This is a genomic window from Streptomyces sp. NPDC093546, assembly GCF_044765045.1.
Classification (GTDB): domain Bacteria; phylum Actinomycetota; class Actinomycetes; order Streptomycetales; family Streptomycetaceae; genus Streptomyces.
In genome coordinates this window covers 543,714-563,098 of record NZ_JBIWJG010000003.1, presented here as the reverse complement: position 1 = coordinate 563,098, position 19,385 = coordinate 543,714, and the positions used below count along the sequence as shown (strand labels likewise).

16 protein-coding genes are annotated in these 19,385 nt (G+C 74.1%); 3 read left to right on the top strand and 13 right to left on the bottom strand.

Annotated features, from left to right (window positions below; translation table 11 throughout):
* Positions 1-222 precede the first annotated feature (222 nt).
* From ACIRNI_RS09035 to ACIRNI_RS09025, 3 genes are all read right to left on the bottom strand, one after another.
* The gene (locus tag ACIRNI_RS09035) at positions 223-1,455 is read right to left on the bottom strand and encodes an NADP-dependent isocitrate dehydrogenase (RefSeq protein WP_403549666.1); all 1,233 of its coding nucleotides are present in this window, start codon (positions 1,453-1,455) and stop codon (positions 223-225) included.
* Between the two features lie 74 nt (positions 1,456-1,529).
* Positions 1,530-2,165 carry a DUF3017 domain-containing protein gene (locus tag ACIRNI_RS09030; protein WP_403549664.1) on the bottom strand — a complete coding sequence of 212 codons (636 nt, stop codon included), beginning with the start codon at positions 2,163-2,165 and terminating at the stop codon, positions 1,530-1,532.
* Positions 2,166-2,188: 23 nt separating this feature from the next.
* Positions 2,189-3,049: a bifunctional methylenetetrahydrofolate dehydrogenase/methenyltetrahydrofolate cyclohydrolase gene (locus ACIRNI_RS09025; protein ID WP_403549662.1), complete on the bottom strand. Its 861-nt coding sequence runs from the start codon at positions 3,047-3,049 to the stop codon at positions 2,189-2,191.
* Positions 3,050-3,288: 239 nt separating this feature from the next.
* On the opposite strand from ACIRNI_RS09025, the gene ACIRNI_RS09020 reads away from it, so the two are divergent.
* On the top strand, positions 3,289-3,873 hold the full coding sequence (locus tag ACIRNI_RS09020) for a hypothetical protein (protein WP_403549660.1): 585 nt from the start codon (positions 3,289-3,291) through the stop codon (positions 3,871-3,873).
* 78 nt (positions 3,874-3,951) lie between these two features.
* Here ACIRNI_RS09020 and purH read toward each other — a convergent pair whose 3' ends face one another.
* Complete coding sequence (purH, locus tag ACIRNI_RS09015) at positions 3,952-5,505, bottom strand: bifunctional phosphoribosylaminoimidazolecarboxamide formyltransferase/IMP cyclohydrolase (protein WP_403549658.1); 1,554 nt, start codon at positions 5,503-5,505, stop codon at positions 3,952-3,954.
* Positions 5,492-6,118, bottom strand: a complete 627-nt coding sequence (gene purN / locus ACIRNI_RS09010) for a phosphoribosylglycinamide formyltransferase (protein ID WP_403549656.1) — start codon at positions 6,116-6,118, stop codon at positions 5,492-5,494. Before purN ends, purH begins: the two co-directional genes overlap by 14 nt.
* A gap of 228 nt (positions 6,119-6,346) precedes the next feature.
* On the opposite strand from purN, the gene ACIRNI_RS09005 reads away from it, so the two are divergent.
* A complete protein-coding gene (locus ACIRNI_RS09005) occupies positions 6,347-7,138 on the top strand; it encodes a hypothetical protein (protein ID WP_403549654.1) in 792 nt (263 codons plus the stop codon).
* Between the two features lie 7 nt (positions 7,139-7,145).
* Here the strand turns inward: ACIRNI_RS09005 and ACIRNI_RS09000 are convergent, their stop codons facing one another.
* Positions 7,146-8,627, bottom strand: coding sequence for a DUF6350 family protein (locus ACIRNI_RS09000; protein WP_403549652.1), 1,482 nt, complete (start codon positions 8,625-8,627; stop codon positions 7,146-7,148).
* A gap of 116 nt (positions 8,628-8,743) precedes the next feature.
* On the opposite strand from ACIRNI_RS09000, the gene ACIRNI_RS08995 reads away from it, so the two are divergent.
* Positions 8,744-10,087, top strand: a complete 1,344-nt coding sequence (locus tag ACIRNI_RS08995) for a helix-turn-helix domain-containing protein (protein ID WP_403549650.1) — start codon at positions 8,744-8,746, stop codon at positions 10,085-10,087.
* Between the two features lie 77 nt (positions 10,088-10,164).
* On the opposite strand, the gene sucD is transcribed toward ACIRNI_RS08995, so the two are convergent.
* The 7 genes from sucD to ACIRNI_RS08960 all read right to left on the bottom strand — a co-directional run bounded on the left by sucD (position 10,165) and on the right by ACIRNI_RS08960 (position 19,281).
* Entirely contained in the window at positions 10,165-11,049 is an 885-nt protein-coding gene (gene sucD, locus ACIRNI_RS08990; RefSeq protein ID WP_403549648.1) for a succinate--CoA ligase subunit alpha, read from the bottom strand.
* Positions 11,050-11,073: 24 nt separating this feature from the next.
* On the bottom strand, positions 11,074-12,252 hold the full coding sequence (gene sucC / locus ACIRNI_RS08985) for an ADP-forming succinate--CoA ligase subunit beta (protein ID WP_361421118.1): 1,179 nt from the start codon (positions 12,250-12,252) through the stop codon (positions 11,074-11,076).
* 290 nt (positions 12,253-12,542) lie between these two features.
* On the bottom strand, positions 12,543-13,457 hold the full coding sequence (locus ACIRNI_RS08980; protein ID WP_403549646.1) for a hypothetical protein: 915 nt from the start codon (positions 13,455-13,457) through the stop codon (positions 12,543-12,545).
* A 115-nt stretch (positions 13,458-13,572) separates the two neighbouring features.
* Positions 13,573-14,478 carry a hypothetical protein gene (locus ACIRNI_RS08975; protein ID WP_403549644.1) on the bottom strand — a complete coding sequence of 302 codons (906 nt, stop codon included), beginning with the start codon at positions 14,476-14,478 and terminating at the stop codon, positions 13,573-13,575.
* Positions 14,479-14,579: 101 nt separating this feature from the next.
* Positions 14,580-15,743 (bottom strand): VWA domain-containing protein, encoded by a 1,164-nt coding sequence (locus ACIRNI_RS08970; RefSeq protein WP_403549642.1) that lies wholly within the window; start codon positions 15,741-15,743, stop codon positions 14,580-14,582.
* Entirely contained in the window at positions 15,740-18,139 is a 2,400-nt protein-coding gene (locus ACIRNI_RS08965; protein WP_403549640.1) for a DUF5682 family protein, read from the bottom strand. Before ACIRNI_RS08965 ends, ACIRNI_RS08970 begins: the two co-directional genes overlap by 4 nt.
* Positions 18,136-19,281, bottom strand: coding sequence for an AAA family ATPase (locus ACIRNI_RS08960; RefSeq protein ID WP_403549638.1), 1,146 nt, complete (start codon positions 19,279-19,281; stop codon positions 18,136-18,138). The genes ACIRNI_RS08965 and ACIRNI_RS08960 overlap by 4 nt, the downstream gene beginning before the upstream one ends.
* Between the last annotated feature and the right edge of the window lie 104 nt (positions 19,282-19,385).

Here is a 19,385-nt window from a genome sequence, read left to right as displayed (position 1 = left end):
GCGCGAACGGGACGGTCCCTTGTGCCCCCACACGCCGGGTCGTCCTGTCGCCGCCCCAGTTTCGCATCCGTTGCGGGTCGATCACACCATGCCGGAATGGTCACCTCCGCGCTACAGGAAACGGACATACCTTGCCGTCCCTTGGCGCGTCCATGACTCTTTACGCAGGTGGCGGCGCCCGTCCTGCTCGGGGGAGGGGACGGTCGCCGTCACCGTCCTCCGTCAGCGGGCCGCCATCTTCTTCTGCAGCCCGGTGTCGAGGGTCTCCAGGAACTGCTCGGTGGTCAGCCAGGGCTGGTCCCGGGCGACCAGGGCGGCGAGGTCCTTCGTCATCTGGCCGCCCTCGACCGTCTCGGCGCAGACCTCCTCCAGCGCCCCCGCGAAGTCGACGACCTCGGGCGTGCCGTCCAGCCTGCCCCGGTGCGCCAGGCCCCGGGTCCAGGCGTGGACGGAGGCGATGGGGTTGGTGGACGTCGCCTTGCCCTGCTGGTGGCGGCGGTAGTGGCGGGTGACGGTGCCGTGCGCGGCCTCCGTCACGACCGTCCGGCCGTCGGGCGCCATGAGTACGGAGCTCATGAGGCCGGGCGAGCCGGCCCACCGCAGCAGGGCGTCGGACTGGACGTCGCCGTCGTAGTTCTTGCACGCCCAGACGTAGCCGCCCTCGCCCTCGGGCGCCGAGGCGGCCAGGTCGTCGACGAGCCGGTGCTCGTACGTCAGCCCGGCGGCGTCGAAGTCGTCCTTGAACTCCGTGTCGAAGACGTCCTGGAAGAGGTCCTTGAAGCGGCCGTCGTACTTCTTCAGGACCGTGTTCTTCGTCGAGAGGTACACCGGGTAGCCCCGGGCCAGGCCGTAGCGGAAGCAGGCGCGCGCGTAGTCGCGGATCGACGCGTCGACGTTGTACATCGCGAGCGCGACGCCCGGGCCCTCGAACGCGTACACCTCCAGCTCGACCGGGTCGGCGGCGGAACCGGCGGGACCGGTGGGGGTGAAGGTGAGGGTGAGCGTGCCGGGGCCGGGGACCCTGAGCTCGGTGGCCCGGTACTGGTCGCCGAAGGGGTGGCGGCCGATGACGACCGGTCTCGTCCCGCCGGGCACCGGGCGCGGCACGCTGCCCATGAGGACCGGCTCGCGGAAGACCGCGCCGCCCAGCGCCTCGCGGAGGGTGGCCCCGGGCGAGCGGTACCTCGCCCGGAGGCCGAACTCGGCGACGCGCGCCTCGTCCGGCGTGATCGTGGGGCACTTCACGCCGACGCCGTACTCCTTGACGGCCCGCGCGGCGTCGGCCGTCACCTGGTCGCGGGTGGCGTCGCGGTGCTGGACGCCGAGGTCGAAGGAGCGCAGCTCGACATCCACGTACGGCAGGATCAGCCGCTCCTTGACGAACCGCCAGACGATGCGGGCCATCTCGTCGCCGTCGAGTTCGACGACGGGGGTGGCCACCTTGATCTTGACCATGGGGCGAACGTCCCTCTCGCGCGCGGGGCTGGGTCGTGTCTGTCACCCCATGTGTGCACGGAAGGTACGCGCCTCTAACGCACCGTGAACCGGACGGCTTTCTCCAGGAACGGAATCTCCAGCCAGGGATTGGGCTGCGTCATCAGCGCCAGCAGCACGATCACCACGCCGAGCAGGCCGTACGTGACCATGTCGGTGAAGCGCGACCGTACGGCGAGCATGCCGACGGACGGCACGGCGCGGCGCAGCGCGGCGCCGGTGAGCAGGGCGAGGCCGATCAGGATGGCCCCGATCCGCGGCGCCTGCGGGAAGGGGTCGAGCCCGACGACGACCAGCCCGAGCGTGGCGATCCCGAGCACGGTCAGGAGCGGCCACTGCCGCGCGGGCGCGGGCGCGTCCCCGGACGCCGCCCGCCCGCCGCCCTCGGGCCGCGCGGTGTCGCGCGTCAGGGAGGGCGGCCGCCGCGTGGGGCGCGGGGCGGGAGCGTCGTCCTGCGCGGCGCCTCCGGCGGTACCGGCAGGCCCGGCGGCGTCCGTGCCGGGAGCGCCGTCGGCGGCGGCTTCGCCGTCGTCAGGCTCGGCCGCCGGGGGCTCTGCCGCGGCCGGGGAGTCGCCGCCGACGGGCCCGGCCGGGGCCTGGTCCTCGGCGCGTCCGGCCGCCGCCGCGGGGGTCGCGGCGGTCGCGGGGTCGTCGTTCGCCCGTACGCCCATGGGGTCGCCCTCTCCGGTCCGGCTCAGCTCGCGGCGGCGGCGCGCTCCGCCGCCTCGACGACGTTGACCAGCAGCAGGGCCCGCGTCATCGGGCCGACGCCGCCCGGGTTCGGGGCGCGCCATCCGGCCACCTCGGCGACACCGGGGTGGACGTCGCCGACGATCTTGCCGCTCGCGTCGCGGCTGACGCCCACGTCCAGGACGGCGGCACCCGGCTTCACGTCCTCGGGCTTGATCAGGTGCGGCACGCCCGCCGCGGCCACGATGATGTCGGCGCGGCGCAGGTGCGCGGCGAGGTCCCGCGTCCCCGTGTGGCACTGCGTGACCGTCGCGTTCTCGGACTTGCGCGTCAGCAGCAGCGGCATCGGGCGGCCGATGGTCGTGCCGCGGCCGACGACGACGACCTCCGCGCCGCTGATCTCGACGCCGTGCGCGCGCAGCAGCGTGATGATGCCGTTCGGGGTGCAGGGCAGCGGGGCGGGCTCGTTCAGCACGAGGCGCCCGAGGTTCGTCGGGTGGAGGCCGTCCGCGTCCTTGGACGGGTCCATGAGCTCCAGGACGCGGTTCTCGTCGATGCCCTTGGGGAGCGGCAGCTGCACGATGTACCCGGTGCAGGCCGGGGCCTCGTTCAGTTCGCGTACGACCGCCTCGATCTCGTCCTGCGTGGCGGTGGCGGGCAGTTCCCGCTGGATGGAGGCGATGCCGACCTCGGCGCAGTCGCGGTGCTTGCCCGCGACGTACTTCTGGCTGCCCGGGTCGTCGCCGACCAGGATGGTGCCGAGGCCGGGCGTGACGCCCTGGGCCTTCAGGGCCGCCACGCGGGCGGCCAGGTCGGACTTGATCGCTGCTGCGGTGGCCTTGCCATCGAGAATCTGGGCGGTCATGGCCCCATCCTCGCGGATGAACCCGCCCTGGTTCCAATTCGCCGACGCCAGTGGAACGCCAGGTTGCACTTGCACAACACATAGCGATTCCGACTGGACAAAAAGGAGAGGGTACGACCACGATGAGCCGCGCAGTGCCGCGGGCAGTGCCGGGGGGCCAAACCGCTCAATACATGTGAAAGTTCGTTCCTCCGCGCGGGCCGCGCCGTCCCCGCACCCATCAACGGAGGAAACACGCCATGAGTTTCGGCGACCCGAACAACCCCTACGGCCAGCCGCAGGGCCAGCCCCAGCAGCCGGGTTACGGCTACCCGCAGCAGGGCCAGCCGCAGCAGCCCGGCTACGGCTACCCGGCCGCCCCGCCGGCCCCGGCGTACGGCGGCGGCTACGCCGGTGCGCCGCAGGAGATGCCGGGTGGCGTCAAGGCCGCCCGCGTCATGCTCTTCGTCATCGCCGGTTTCCAGATCATCGGCGCCATCTTCGCGGGCCTGGGCGCCGTCGGTATGGCCGCCGCCAAGAACGACCCGATGCTCAAGGACGACATCCAGTTCCAGCAGCTCGCCGACATGTCGGTCGGCGCGATCTGGCTCGTCACCGTGCTCATCCTCGCCTGGGGCATCTTCGCGATCGTGCTGGGCGCCAAGTTCGGCTCCGGCGGCAACGGCATACGCATCGCCGCGCTGGTGTTCGGCATCATCACGGCCGTGCTGGGCATCTACCCGTTCGTGCTCATCGGCCTGGTGCACACCGTGCTGGCCATCCTGATCGCCGTGTTCGTCGGCAAGGCGGACGGTGCCGCCTGGTTCAACCGCCCGCGGTACTGATCCCTTCCGGCACGCCGAAGGCCGTAACCCCCCTCTCCGGGCGGGTTACGGCCTTCGCCGTTTCAGCCGTCTGCCGCGTCAGTGGAAGAAGTGGCGCGTGCCGGTGAAGTACATCGTCACGCCCGCCTTCTGCGCCGCCTCGACGACCAGCTCGTCACGGACCGAACCGCCCGGCTGCACCACGGCCTTGACGCCCGCCGCGGTGAGGATCTCCAGACCGTCGGGGAACGGGAAGAACGCGTCCGACGCGGCGTACGAGCCGCGCGCCCGCTCCTCGCCCGCCCGCTCGACGGCGAGCTTGGCGGAGTCGACGCGGTTGACCTGGCCCATGCCCACGCCGACGCTCGCGCCGTCCTTGGCGAGCAGGATCGCGTTGGACTTCACGGCGCGGCAGGCGCGCCAGGCGAAGGCCAGCTCGGCGAGCTCGTCGGCGGAGAGCGCCTCACCGGTGGCGAGGGTCCACTGGGCCGGGTCGTCGCCGTCCGCCTGGAGGCGGTCGGTGACCTGGAGCAGCGCGCCGCCGTCGATCGGCTTGACCTCGACCGGGGCGGACGGGGCACCGGGGGCGCGCAGCACGCGGATGTTCTTCTTGCGGGCGAGCACCTCGACCGCGCCGTCCTCGTAGGCGGGCGCGACGATGACCTCGGTGAAGATCTCGGCGACCTGCTCGGCCATGGCGACGGAGACCGGGCGGTTGACGGCGATCACGCCGCCGAAGGCCGACAGCGGGTCGCAGGCGTGCGCCTTGCGGTGCGCCTCGGCGACGTCGGCGCCGATCGCGATGCCGCACGGGTTGGCGTGCTTGATGATCGCGACGCAGGGCTCGGTGTGGTCGTACGCGGCCCGGCGCGCGGCGTCGGTGTCCGTGTAGTTGTTGTACGACATCTCCTTGCCGTGCAGCTGCTCCGCCTCGGCGAGGCCGCCGGTGCCGTCGACGTACAGCGCGGCGCCCTGGTGCGGGTTCTCGCCGTAGCGCAGGACGTTCTCGCGGGTGTACGTGGCGCCGAGGAAGTCGGGGAAACCACTGTCGTCCGCGGCGGCGTAGTCGTCGGCGAACCAGGAGGCGACGGCGACGTCGTACGCGGCGGTGTGCTGGAACGCCTCGGCGGCCAGGCGCTTGCGGGCGGCCAGGTCGAAGCCGCCCGCCTGCACGGCGGCGAGGACGTCTCCGTACCGCGCCGGGGAGGTGACGACGGCGACGGAGGGGTGGTTCTTGGCGGCGGCGCGGACCATGGAGGGGCCGCCGATGTCGATCTGCTCCACGCACTCGTCGGCCGTGGCGCCGGAGGCGACGGTCTCGCGGAACGGGTAGAGGTTCACGACCACCAGCTCGAACGGCTCCACGCCCAGCTCGGCGAGCTGCTCGCGGTGCGCGTCCAGGCGCAGGTCGGCAAGGATTCCGGCGTGCACGCGCGGGTGCAGGGTCTTGACGCGGCCGTCCAGGCACTCGGGGAAGCCGGTGAGCTCCTCGACCTTGGTGACCGGGACCCCGGCGGCGGCGATCTTCGCGGCGGTGGAGCCGGTGGAGACCAGCTCGACGCCGTTCTCGTGCAGCCCGCGGGCGAGCTCCTCCAGCCCCGTCTTGTCGTAGACACTGATCAACGCGCGACGGATGGGCTTATTCACCGACATGAACCTTTCGTCCCTCAATGCGGTAGCCGTGCCGGGCCAGACGCCCCACGACCTCGACGAGCAGCGTGCGCTCGACTTCCTTGATGCGCTCGTGGAGGGCGGCTTCGCCCTCCTCCGTGTCCTCTTCCCGCACCTCGACCACGCCCTGGGCGATGATCGGGCCGGTGTCGACGCCGTCGTCGACGAAGTGGACGGTGCATCCGGTGACCTTCACGCCGTGCGCGAGCGCGTCCCGCACTCCGTGGGCACCGGGAAAACTGGGCAGCAGGGCCGGGTGCGTATTGACGATCCGCCCGCCGAACCGGGACAGGAACTCCTTGCCGAGGATCTTCATGAACCCGGCCGAGACGATCAGATCCGGCGCATACGCGGCGGTCGCCTCGGTGAGCGCGCGGTCCCAGTCGGCGCGGCTCGCGTGGTCCTTGACCCTGCACACGAAGGTCGGCAGCCCGGCGCGCTCCGCCCGCTCCAGACCGGCGATGCCGTCGCGGTCGGCGCCGACGGCGACGATCTCGGCTCCGTACGCCTCGGGGTCGTCACCGATGGCGTCGAGCAGGGCTTGCAGGTTCGTCCCCGACCCGGAGACAAGGACGACGAGGCGGGCGGCAGCCACGGGGGAAACTCCTTGTTTGTGTGGTCGTACGAAAGAATCGCGCCCCTCGACACGGGGAACTCTACGAACGAGCCGACCGTCAGCAACGATACCGGCACACCGAGCCGCCCCCACGGGACGGGGGCGGAGCCGGGGGGTAGCGTCTGGGAGGGAGCCGTCCCGAACGGACGGACACGACAACACAAGGCCCTTCGCGCACACGGGGCCTGAGGGGAAGACGTTCACCACATGCCGGACCGCCGCCGCCCGTCCACGGAGTCCACGTCCACGCCCGCGTCCACGCCCGCGTCGACGTCCGGGGACGAGAACAATCCGTTCGCGCCGCCGCCCGAGGGCCGGCCGGACCAGCCGTGGCAGCCGCGCCGCCCCGACAACGGCGACGAGGACCCGGGGGACCAGTCCGAGCGGCCCGCCTGGGGCAGCCAGTGGAGCCCGCGGCAGCCGGGCCGCTCCTCCGGCGGCTTCGGCAGCCGCCCGAACGGCGAGCAGCAGGGCGGTGGCCCCGGCAAGCCCGGCGGTGACCAGCAGGGCCCGGCGCTGCGCTGGGACCCGACGGACCCGGCCCAGCGGCGCGCCCGCTACGCGCTCCTGTCGGGCATGTGGGCGTTCTTCTTCGCGCTCTTCGACTTCCCGGAGATCGCCCTGCTGCTCGGCGCCCTCGCCCTCTACTGGGGCGTCAGCTCCCTGCGCGCCAAGCCCGCGGCCTCGCCGGCCGCCGCCTCCGCCGCCGCCTCCGAGGGTGCCCCCGCCCCGGCGGCTGCCGCCGCTCCGGCGGCTCCGGGAGCCCCGGCCGGCCCCGCAGGCGCGCGCCCCGGGGCCCGCCCGCAGCGCACCGCCGCGCTCAGCGGCCTGGTGACGGCGACGCTGGCCCTGGCGATCGTGGCGGCGACCTTCACGGTCCAGCTGGTCTACCGCGACTACTACACCTGCGTGGACGACGCCCTGACGAAGACCGGTCAGCTCTCCTGCAACGAACTGCTGCCGACGCCGCTGCGCGACGTCTTCGGCGTACAGGAGTAGCGAGCGCTCAGGGGCCGGTCGGCGGGTCTTCGCCTGTCGGCGGGCCCTCGGCAGCGGCCGCGGGGTCGGGGGCGTCCCGGGGGTTGGGGGTGTCCTCCTCCGGGGCCGCCTCGTCGGCGTCCGGGGCGTGGGCGTCGGTTTCGCCGGACGTCTCCCAGGCCGCCGGGAGCACCCCGTACGGCTCGAAGGAGTCCTCGTCGGCGTCGGTCCGCTCCTGCTCGGAAGGCCCCGGCACGGGGACCACAGCGGGCACGGGAGCCTGAGCCGGGGCCGGGAGAGGCACCGGGAGTGCGGCGGTGCCCCGCAGGCGCCAGGCCCGTACGACGAGCGCGCCCGGGACGCCGAGGGCCGCCGTCCACGCCAGCGCCGCCGCGCCCACGCGCCACCCCACGGGCCCGAACTCCGCCAGCCGCCCCACTCCCAGCGGCCCGCCCGCCGCCGCGCCCAGGGCCGCCGCGCCCGCACCGCACAGCACCGCCGCCGCACAGGCCGCCAGCACCGTCTCCCGTGCGCGGCGCAGCTCCTCCGCGCGCCCCGCGAACCAGGCGACCACCAGCCCCGCCACCACCGGGACCCCCGCCGCCGCCCAGTGCGGCCAGGTACCGCGCCCCTCCCCCGGTACCGCCGCGAGCAGCGGGAAGAGCGGCACCGCCGGGTCCCCCGCCAGCGCGAGCGGCGTGGCCACCGCGCCCGTACCGAGGGCGAATCCCGCGCCGAGCGCGTACGCCGCGCCCCACACCGCCGCGTTCGGCAGCAGCGCGAGGGCCAGCACCAGCACCCCCGTCCGCCCGGCCCAGGTGTCGGAGAGGCCCACGAACCCGTCCCGCACGGCCCCCAGGTGCCACACCAGCGACACCGCCACCACGAGCGCTCCGCCGCCCACCAGCGCCACCAGGCCGGCCGCCGCGGTACGCGTAGCGACGCCCGTGCGGGAGCGCGCCAGCTCCACCCGCAGCCACCGGGGGAGCCGGCGCGGCAGCGGCCCGGCCGGGCGGCCGTTCGCCGTCCACACCCCGGCCGCCGCCGCGAGCGCGACGAGCGGCGGCAGGTGCAGCGCCGCGCTGAGCGGCTGCGGGGCCAGCGGGCCGCCGGCCGCGTACGCCACGGCGGCCGCGCCGACGACCGCGTACCCCGCGGTCACCCCGCCGACCACGCCCGCCGCCGGGCCGGGCGACGCGTCGCGCGTGGTGCGGTACGCCAGCCACGCCGGCAGCGCCAGCAGCAGCAGCGGTACGACGCCGACGGGCGCGGGCGCCCCGGCCGGCGGCGGTCCGGCCGCCCGCACCAGTTCCGTCCCATGGGCCAGCAGCCACACCGCGGCGGCGACGTGCAGCGCCCCGCCGGGGCCCCGGTCCGGGTAGGGCGAGCTGATCCACATCACCATCACCAGGACGGTGACGGAGCCGAGCCCGAGCCCTGCGGCGAGCGCGCCGCGCACACCGCACACGGTGATCCTGGTCATGGCCGTCACGGCCGTCGCGCGAGTCACGGCGCCATGCTGCCAACGACACGCGCTTTCTCTGCGTAACGGGAGATTGCCCGCTGTGTCGCTCAATATACGGTTATGTACTTTTTCGTCGCGTGCAGCGCCGCGGGGAGCCTCCCATGACCCAGAGCACCACCACCCGCTCCGCGCCGCCGCTCCCGTCCCCCAAGGAGCGGCGACGACTGCGCGAGGCGAGATCGATGAGCGAGAGCCAGGTCGCCGAGGTCCTCGGCGTCACCACGGCGACCGTACGCTCCTGGGAGACGGGCCGCGCCAGCCCGCGCGGGCGCAAGCGCGAGGCGTACGTGAAGCTGCTGCGCGCGCACGAGGCCGCCACGGCGGCGGCGAAGCCCGCCAACAAGTCCGCGACCGCCGCGAAGGGCCAGACCCGGCCGCGCACCTCCAAGCAGGCGCCGCGCGCCGAGCGCCGACGCCCGCAGAGCGCCACGGCGCCGGACGCGTCACACGCGCGGAAGCCGGAGCCGGAGCCGGAGGACTGGCAGGAGGCACAGGAGGCGCAGGAGCAGCCGCGGGAGCCGGAGCTTTCGGAGGAAACCGCGAAGGAAGCCGCGCCCGAGGCGGTGGAGGCACAAGAGGCTGACGAGGCTGACGACGAGTCGGGGGCATCCGAGGCTGAAGATGCGGAGGAGGCCGACGAGGCGCCCGCCACGGCCTCCGACGCCTTCGACGCGCTGTACGCCTGCGCCGCCCCCGTCATCCTTCAGCAGGCGTACCTGCTCACCGGGCGGCGCCGGCTGGCGCGTGAGGCCGTCGAGTACGCCTTCCACCACGCCTGGGAGCGCTGGCCGGTGGTCGCCGTCGACCCGGACCCCGCGGGCTGGGTGCGCGCGGCGGCGCACGCGTACGCCCTCTCCCCCTGGCACCGGCTGCGCCGCTCCCACCGGCACCCCGACCCGCCGACCACCGACCGCGCGGCGCGGACGCTGCGCGGCGCGGTGCTCGACCTGCCGCCGCCGTACCGCCGCGCCCTGCTGCTCTACGACGGCCTCGGCATCGACCTGCCCGAGACCGCCGCCGAACTGGAGGCGAGCACCCCGGCCGCCGCGCACCGCATCCTCGGCGCACGCGCCGCCGTCGCCGAGCGGCTCCCCGAGCTGACGGACCCGGCCGCCCTCCACGAACGCCTCGCGGAGCTGCTGGCCAAGGGCCCGACGATGGTGCTGGCGGCCCCCCGCACCGTACGCACGGGCAGCGAACGCCGCGCCCGGCTCTGGACGCGGGCGGCGATCGGGCTGACCACGCTCATCGTCGGTGCGACCGCGTTCACGCTGGCCACGGCGCCGACCGCGTACGAGCCCCCGCTCGCGCCGGGCGAGGCGGTCAGCGGCGTACCGGTGCTGAGCGGGCCGCAGCGGCTGACGCCGGAGGACGAGGAGCTGCGCGACGCGCTGCGTGCCCAGCCGTTCGGCGGCCCGCCGCGCCTCGTGCCGGACACCCGCTGAGACGCGGATGGGCCCGCCCCCGGAAGATCCGGGAGCGGGCCCATCCGCTGTGCGGCAGTGCGGTTTCAGCTGGTGGTTCAGCCGGCGAGGATGGCGCGCGCCAGCTTGGCCGTCTCGGTCGGCGTCTTGCCGACCTGGACGCCCGCGGCCTCGAGGGCCTCCTTCTTCGCCTGCGCGGTGCCGGACGAACCGGACACGATCGCACCGGCGTGGCCCATCGTCTTGCCCTCGGGGGCGGTGAAGCCCGCGACGTAGCCGACGACCGGCTTGGTGACGTTCTTGGCGATGAAGTCGGCCGCCCGCTCCTCCGCGTCGCCACCGATCTCACCGATCATCACGATCAGCTCGGTCTCGGGGTCGGCCTCGAAGGCCGCGAGCGCGTCGATGTGGGTGGTGCCGATGACCGGGTCGCCACCGATGCCGACGCACGACGTGAAGCCGATGTCGCGCAGCTCGTACATCATCTGGTACGTCAGCGTGCCGGACTTGGACACCAGACCGATCTTGCCGGGCTTGGTGATGTCGCCGGGGATGATGCCCGCGTTGGACTGGCCCGGCGTGATGAGGCCGGGGCAGTTCGGGCCGATGATCCGGGTCTTGTTGCCCTTCTCGACGGCGTACGCGTAGAAGGCGGCGGAGTCGTGGACCGCGATGCCCTCGGTGATGACGACGGCCAGCGGGATCTCGGCGTCGATGGCCTCGACGACGGCGGACTTCGCGAAGGCCGGCGGCACGAAGAGGACGGAGACGTCGGCCCCGGTCTTCTCCATCGCCTCGGCGACCGAGCCGAAGACGGGCACCTCGGTGCCGTCGAAGTCGACCGTCGTGCCCGCCTTGCGCGGGTTCACGCCACCGACGATGTTGGTGCCGTCACCGAGCATGAGCTTGGTGTGCTTCATGCCCGTGGCGCCGGTCATGCCCTGGACGATGACCTTGCTGTCCTTGGTGAGGAAGATAGCCATGGTGTGTCTGTGACCTCGTCCCTTTTACTTCGCAGCCGCGAGCTCGGCGGCCTTGTCGGCCGCGCCGTCCATGGTGTCCACGCGCTGCACCAGCGGGTGGTTGGCGTCCGACAGGATCTTGCGACCCAGCTCCGCGTTGTTGCCGTCGAGGCGCACGACCAGCGGCTTGGTGACTTCCTCGCCCTTGTCGGCGAGCAGCTGCAGCGCCTGGACGATGCCGTTGGCGACCTCGTCGCAGGCGGTGATGCCGCCGAAGACGTTGACGAAGACGGACTTGACGTCCGGGTCGCCGAGGATGATCTCCAGGCCGTTCGCCATCACCTGGGCGGACGCGCCGCCGCCGATGTCGAGGAAGTTGGCCGGCTTGACGCCACCGTGCGCCTCACCGGCGTACGCGACGACGTCGAGCGTCGACATGACCAGGCCGGCGCCGTTGCCGATGATGCCGACCTCGCCGTCCAGCTTGACGTAGTTGAGGCCCTTGGCCTTGGCGGCAGCCTCGAGCGGGTTGGCTGCGGCCTTGTCCTCGAGCTCGGCGTGCTCGGGGTGGCGGAAGTCGGCGTTGGCGTCCAGGGACACCTTGCCGTCGAGGGCGATGACCCGGCCGTCGGCGACCTTGGCCAGCGGGTTGACCTCGACGAGGAGGGCGTCCTCGGCGACGAAGGTCTTCCACAGGGTCACGAGGATCTCGGCGACCTGGTCCTTGACCTCGGCCGGGAACTTCGCGGCCTCGACGATCTCGCGGGCCTTGGCCTCGGTGACGCCCTCGTTGGCGTCGACCGGGATCTTCGCCAGGGCCTCGGGCTTGGTGGCCGCGACCTCCTCGATGTCCATGCCGCCCTCGACGGAGGCCATGGCGAGGAAGGTGCGGTTGGTGCGGTCGAGGAGGTACGAGACGTAGTACTCCTCGGCGATCTCGGGTGCCGTCTCGGCGATCATCACCTTGTGGACCGTGTGGCCCTTGATGTCCATGCCGAGAATGTCCGTCGCGCGGGCGACGGCCTCGTCGGGGCTGGCAGCCAGCTTGACGCCGCCGGCCTTGCCGCGGCCGCCGACCTTCACCTGCGCCTTGACGACCGAACGGCCGCCCAGTCGCTCGGTCGCCTCGCGCGCCGCCTCAGGCGTGTCGATGACTTCACCGGCCAGCACCGGTACACCGTGCTTGGCGAAGAGGTCCCTCGCCTGGTACTCGAACAGGTCCACGCGCGTCCGTCCCTTTTCTGGTGATCGCGGTTCGTTTTCTGCGTGGGCGTGCCGCGCGCCCGGACCGGGCGGAGGGCAACGTGACTGCGCTGTCACAAGGGAGGCGTACACGGTGTCCGTGGACGCGGCATGTCCGTCTCGCAGGTTATCCCCGTAGGAGCTGGGTCCCTAAATCACAGCTCACACCCGCGCGGTGATACCTGTCACAGGCACAGACCTCAAACGGGCGGCCCCACGTGTTGTGAGACCGCCCGTAGCTACGGATTTCGTACCGGGTCGGTACGACCGGATCAGCCGCCGTAGGGGAGGTAGTCCGGGGTGACCGACTGGACGGTGGACTGGACGCCGGTGACGGCGTTGGCGGAGAGCGGCTGGACGTCGGCGGTGACGTGCGAGACGACGGCCTGCCCGAACGTCTGCGCGTCGCCGCTGACGCCGCCCGCGAACGGCTGGACCTCGCCCGTCACGCCGTACGCCAGACCGGTGGTGCTGCCGCCGACGCCGTCGACGACCGGCTGGACGTGGTCGGCGACGGTGTCGACGACCGCCTGGACGAACGGCTGCACGGCGCCCGTGACCCCGTACGCGAACGGCTGGACCTCACCCGTCACGCCGTACGCCAGCGGCTGGACGTCCGCGGCGACGCCGCCCGCGAAGGGCTGCACGCCGGAGACGGCGCCCTGGGCGAGGGAGCCGGCGTCACCGACGGCCTGGCCCGCGACCGGGACGGCTCCGTCGACGGCGCGGTCGGCGATGGGCGGCAGGACGTCCTGGGCGACGCCGTCGAGGATCGGGGTCGCGGTGCCGACCGGGTCGCCGTGGACCTCGTGGGCGAAGGAGGCGAGGGGGCCGAAGAGGTAGTCGATCTCGCCCGTGGCGGTGTCGACGGTGGAGTCGACGGTGGAGTCGACGGCCGTGGCGGCGGTGGCCTGGACGCCCTGGACACTCTGGACGGCGGGCGCGGCGGTGGCGGCGACGGTGTTCACATCGGTCGTGGCGTCCCGCGTGACGTCCTGGACGGTGGCCTGGGCCGTGTCCTGGGCGGTGTCCTGTGCGGTGTCCGCGACCGCGTCGACGACCTTGTCCGGGGTGGACAGCGGCACGGTGACGTTCACCTCGGCGGCGCTGGCGGCCGCGGTGCCGATGGCCCACATGCCGGTGGCGGTGGCGGCGACGGCTATGGAACGGCGGATGTTCTTGTTCATGGGGTGCGTCGGTTCCTTCGAATTCCGTGTGTGGCGTCACCGATGGGTGACGGCGGGCAGACCTGTCCCGCCCCCGCGCGGCAGGTCCGGGCGTCCTGACGGGGGACGGTCTGCCCTAGCCGGGGAATTCGAGGACGTCGTGCGGCCGGTCCTGGGTCGGCGCGACGGTCGCCGGCAGCCCTGCGCCGCGTACGGGCCCGGGGTACGGGAGCGCCACCGACGCCACGGCGTGCTGGTCGCCGCCGCGCGGCGAGCCGCTGTCACCAGCGCCCACACCGGAGGTGTGGAAGCACGCGCCGCCGTGGCACGGCTCGGGAGCCGGGGCCTGGGCCGGGACCGGGACCGGGGCCGATACCTGGGCCTGGGCCGGGGCCGGCGGCGCGGGAAGCGCGGTGGTGGCGGTGGTGGCGGCGGCGGAGCTGCCCGCCGTGGCGGCCCGGTGGTCCTCGCCGTGGGTACGGACGGAGGCGCCGGTCGCGGCGGACCCGGTCGCGGCGGCGGGGCTTGCGGCGTCGGCGCGCGCGGCCCCGACCGGGGCCGGAGCCTGCGGCAGCTCGGGGGCCGGCGGGAGCGCCGGCAGGCCGGGCGCCGAGGGGCCCTGATCGGGTGCCGGAAGCGCTCCGGTGAGGCCCGGGCCCGGGTCCCGCACGGTCTCGGTGGCGGTGGTGACGGCCCGGCCGACGACCCGCTCGGCGGCGGGCACCACGGCTGCGGCCGGCGCGGCGACCTGACCGACGGTCTCGCGCACGGTGGTCTCGAGTGCCGTGGTCTCGGGCGCGGTGGTCTCGGGCGCCGCGGCGCGGAGCCGCTCGCCGGAGACCGCCACGCCCACCGTCCCCGCCGTGGGCTCCGCCGCGTACGCCTGGCCGGCGCAGAGGAGGCCGAGCGCGAGCAGACCGCCGAGGAACAGCGCGGCCTTCACCGTCCATGAGCCGAGCGCGCGGCGCAGCGGCGCGTGCCGCCGGGCCGCTCCGCGCACCAGGCGCAGGGCGGCAACCGGCACGGCTGCTGCGGCGGTCACGGCGTTCGGAGTCCTTCCAGGGCGGCGGAAGTCGAGGTTCGGACTCCGCATACGGCGCGCTGATGCTTGCACGAGCCTCGGGGGGTTACGCAAGTCCGGTGTTACTGATGAGTCGCCATGTCCGGTATGGGCAGGGGGCGCTTCTCGATCGCGGCGGCCATCACCTCGGGGAAGAGGTCCGGGGTGCAGGCGAACGCCGGGGCGCCGAGCGCGGCGAGCGCCGCCGCGTGCTCGCGGTCGTACGCCGGGGTCCCTTCGTCGGAGAGCGCGAGCAGCGCCACGAACTGCACGCCGGACGCCTTCATGGCGGCCACCCGCTTGAGCATCTCGTCGCGGATGCCGCCTTCGTAGAGGTCGCTGATGAGGACGACGACGGTGTCGGCGGGGCGGGTGATCCGCGACTGGCAGTACGCCAGCGCCCTGTTGATGTCCGTGCCGCCGCCGAGCTGGGTGCCGAAGAGGACGTCGACCGGGTCGTCGAGCTGGTCGGTGAGGTCGACGACGGCGGTGTCGAAGACGACGAGCCGGGTGGCGAGGGAGCGCATGGAGGCCAGCACCGCGCCGAAGACCGAGGCGTAGACGACGGACGCCGCCATCGACCCGGACTGGTCGATGCACAGGACGACGTCCTTCTTGACGGACTGGGAGGCGCGTCCGTAGCCGATGAGCCGCTCGGGCACCACGGTGCGGTGCTCGGGGAGGTAGTTCTTGAGGTTCGCCCGGATCGTCCGGTCCCAGTCGATGTCCCGGTGGCGGGGGCGGCTGACGCGCGCACTGCGGTCGAGCGCGCCGGTGAGCGTGGCGCGGGTACGGGTGGCGAGCCGCTTCTCCAGGTCCTCGACGACCTTGCGGACGACGGCGCGGGCCGTCTCCTTCGTCGTCTCGGGCATCGCCTTGTTGAGCGAGAGGAGCGTGCCGACGAGGTGGACGTCGGCCTCGACCGCCTCGAGCATCTCCGGCTCCAGCAGCAGCGTCGACAGACCGAGGCGGTCGATGGCGTCGCGCTGCATGACCTGGACGACGGAGCTCGGGAAGTACGTCCGGATGTCGCCGAGCCAGCGCGCGACCGACGGCGCCGACGCGCCGAGCCCCGCCGAACGGTCCCGCCCGGTCCTGCCCCGGCCGCCGCTCTCGCCGTAGAGGGCGGCCAGGGCGCCGTCCATCGCGGCGTCGGTCCCGGCGAGCGCGCGGCCGGTCCCGTCGGCCGCTCCCCCGCCGAGCACCAGCCGCCAGCGCCGCAGCCGCTCGTCGTCACGGTCGTTCATCGTCCCGCCCCCACCAGGTCGTTCCGTTCGTTCTCTCCGGGCTCGCCGAGCAGCAGCCGCACCAGCCCCGTCACGGCGTCGGCGCGCTCCTCGTCCAGGCCCGGGCCGAAGCCCGGCGCGCCGGGCTCGGCGGCGGTGCCCGCCGCCGCTGTGCCGGGCGCCGCCGGGCCGCGCCGCACCAGCTCGCCGAGCGTGCGCCGCACACCCGGTTCGTACGCCCCGAACGTGCGCCGCAGCAGCGGCAGCACATCGGTGAACGCCTCCGCCGGGACTCCGGTCAGCCAGGCGTCGACCAGGCCCAGCAGCCGCTCGTCGTGGACGAGGAGCATGCCGCCGCCGGAGGAACCGGCTCCGGGGCCGCCGCCGACGAACCCCTCGATCCAGGCGGCCGCCTCGGCCGGTGGCGTGCCGGGCGAGAGGGCGAGGCCCATCAGCCGGGCCGCCTCTTCCTCGGCGAGCCGCCCGTCGTCCAGCAGCAGCCGCGCGGCCCGCCCGCGTATCACTCCGGGCACGGTGTCCCGGTCGGCGAGCCCGCGCAGGACGGTGCCCCAGCGGGCGAAGACCTCCTCGGCCTCCGGCAGGAGCCGGATCGCGGTGTGGACGCCGTCGAGGTGGCCGCGCATCTCGGCGGCGCCGTCCGCGTCGAGCCCCGCGCAGGCGGGCGGCAGGCCGACGCAGACGCGCAGCGCGAGGCCGGTGGCGACCTCGCCGAGCGCGGCCGTGTCCGTGGCCCGCACGTCGCCGTACCGCAGGGAGCGGGCCAGCGCGGGCAGCGCCTGGGCGAGGTGGCCGACGTCCGCGTCGAGCGCGGCCCGGTCGGCGAGCGCCTTCATCACCACGGGCAGCGCGTCGGGCAGCCCGGCCAGCAGGCACCGCTCGGCGAGCGCGGTGACCTCGGCCAGCACGGTGGCCGACACCGCCAGCGACTCGGCCTTGGCGGTGGCGGCGGCGAGCACCGTGGTGCCCCACACGCCGGCCTCCGCCACACGCACGTGCAGCTCCGGCTGCCAGCGCAGCCGCCAGCTCTCCCGGAAGGTGCCGGTGGAGCCGCGCCCGCCGGCCTGTTCGCCCCAGTCGACGCCGAGCAGCCGCAGCCGGTGCAGCAGCCGGCTGCGCTCCGCGTCCGTCTCCTTGCGCAGGTCGAGGTCGAGCTCGCGCTCCAGCGCCTCCGGTTTGAGGCGCAGGCTGCGCTGAAGCCGGGTCAGGTCCCGTTGCAGCGGGACGGCGGGCGCGCTGTCCGGCACCTCGCCGAGCACGTCACCGACGATCAGGCGGTCCCTGATGAGGTCCAGCGGCACGTCGGACCCGTCGCACATCACCGCTCGTACGGCGTCCATCGTCTCGGTGAGCCCGGCGAGCGGGCGGCCCCGCATGGCGGCGAGCGTCCCGGCGAGCCGTACGGCCTCGATGACATGGGCGGAGGACACCATCCGGTCCTCCTCGCGCAGCAGCCCGGCGATCTTGGTCAGCCAGCGCTCGACGGGCCGGTCGGGCGCGCCGAACAGGTGCCCGTACCAGCCGGGAGAGTCGATGCCCGCGCCGTAACCGGTGTGCCGGGCGAGGCGGCGGTGGGTCCACGGGACCCAGGTGATCTCTGCCTTGACCTTGGGCAGGCCCTTGAGGAGGGCGCGGTCGGCGGTGACGGTGCTCTTCGCCGCGAGCGCCGGCACGTGCCAGGCGCCGCACACGACGGCCACGCCGTCGCCGTACGTCTTGCGCTCGGCGCGCAGCTGGAGCCGCATGTAGGCCTCGCGGATCAGGTCGCGGCGGTGGCCGCCGTGTCCGTACGCCTCGCGCAGCGCGGACATGGCCTCCGCGAGACCGTCGAAGACGGCGACGGGGTCGGCACCTCCGTCGTCGCCGCCCGGGGGGCCGTGGCGGGCCGCGACCGGGCCGCGGGGGCCACGGTGCTCGACGACGTCCTCCCACCAGCGCTCCGGGTCGTCGTACCCGGCGGTCTCGGCGAGCACGGCGAGCGGGTCGACACGTACGCCGTCGGCCTCCTCCTCGTCCCCGTCGCCCCAGGTGGGGTCCGTCGCCATGGCCAGCGAGTGGGTGGCCGGCAGGTCGATGAAGCGGACGGGCACGCCGTGCTCGAGCGCCCAGCGGAGGGCGACCCATTCCGGTGAGAACTCCGCCAGCGGCCAGAAGGCGGCCCGGGCCGGGTCGTCCACCGCGTGCGCGAGCAGGGCGACGGGCGGGCGCATCCGCTCGTCGGCGGCGAGCGGGAGCAGCGCGTCGCCCTCGGGCGGCCCCTCGATCAGGACGGCCGGGGGCTTCGCGGCGTCCAGGGCGGCCCTGACCGCGCGGGCGGATCCCGGGCCGTGGTGCCGCACGCCGAGCAGCAGCGGCTTCGTGGCGGCCGCGCGCACCGTCGCCGTCACCGTCGCCGTCATGCCGAGACCTCCCTGCAGGCGCGGTAGAAGTCCTTCCAGCCGTCCCGTTCGCGGACGACCGTCTCCAGATACTCCTGCCAGACGACGCGGTCGGCCGCCGGGTCGCGGACGACCGCGCCGAGGACGCCCGCGGCCACGTCGGCGGGGCGGAGCACGCCGTCGCCGAAGTGCGCGGCGAGCGCGAGGCCGCCGGTGACGACGGAGATCGCCTCGGCCGTCGAAAGCGTCCCCGACGGGGACTTGAGCTTGGTGCGGCCGTCGGTGGTGACGCCGTCGCGCAGCTCGCGGAAGACGGTGACGACCCGGCGGATCTCGTCGATCCCCTCCGGCGTGGCGGGCAGGTCGAGCGAGCGCCCTATCTGGTCCACGCGCCGCGACACGATGTCGACCTCGGCGTCCGGTGTCGCGGGCAGCGGCAGGACGACGGTGTTGAAGCGGCGGCGCAGGGCGCTGGACAGGTCGTTGACGCCGCGGTCGCGGTCGTTGGCGGTGGCGATCAGGTTGAATCCCCGTACCGCCTGGACCTCCTGGCCCAGCTCCGGGATGGGGAGCGTCTTCTCGGACAGGATGGTGATGAGCGTGTCCTGCACATCGGCCGGGATGCGGGTGAGCTCCTCCACCCGGGCCGTCATGCCCTCGGCCATGGCCCGCATGACGGGGCTGGGCACCAGCGCGTCCCGGCTGGGGCCGTGGGCCAGCAGCTGCGCGTAGTTCCACCCGTACCGGATGGCTTCCTCGGGTGTGCCCGCCGTGCCCTGCACGAGCAGCGTGGAGTCGCCGCTGACCGCCGCGGCGAGGTGCTCCGAGACCCAGGTCTTGGCGGTGCCGGGCACGCCGAGCAGGAGCAGGGCGCGGTCGGTGGCGAGCGTGGTGACGGCGACCTCGACGATGCGGCGCGGGCCGACGTACTTCGGTGTGATGACGGTGCCGTCGGGGAGGGTGCCGCCGAGGAGATAGGTGGCGACGGCCCACGGCGAGAGGCGCCAGCGGGCGGGCCGGGGCCGGTCGTCGACCGCCGCGAGCGCCGTGAGCTCGTCCGCGAAAGCGTCCTCGGCGTGCGGCCGCAGAGGCTCCGCGGCGGTGGGCGCGGCGGCCTCGGCGCCGGTGGGCGCGGTGGCTTCGGTGGTTTCGGGCACGGTCATGGATCCCCCTCCAGATCGTTGCGACCGGGTGTGGTGTCCACCGTGCACCATGCCACTGACAATCGGTCGTCCGCGCAGGTCAGGGCCGATTGTCAGTGGTGGGG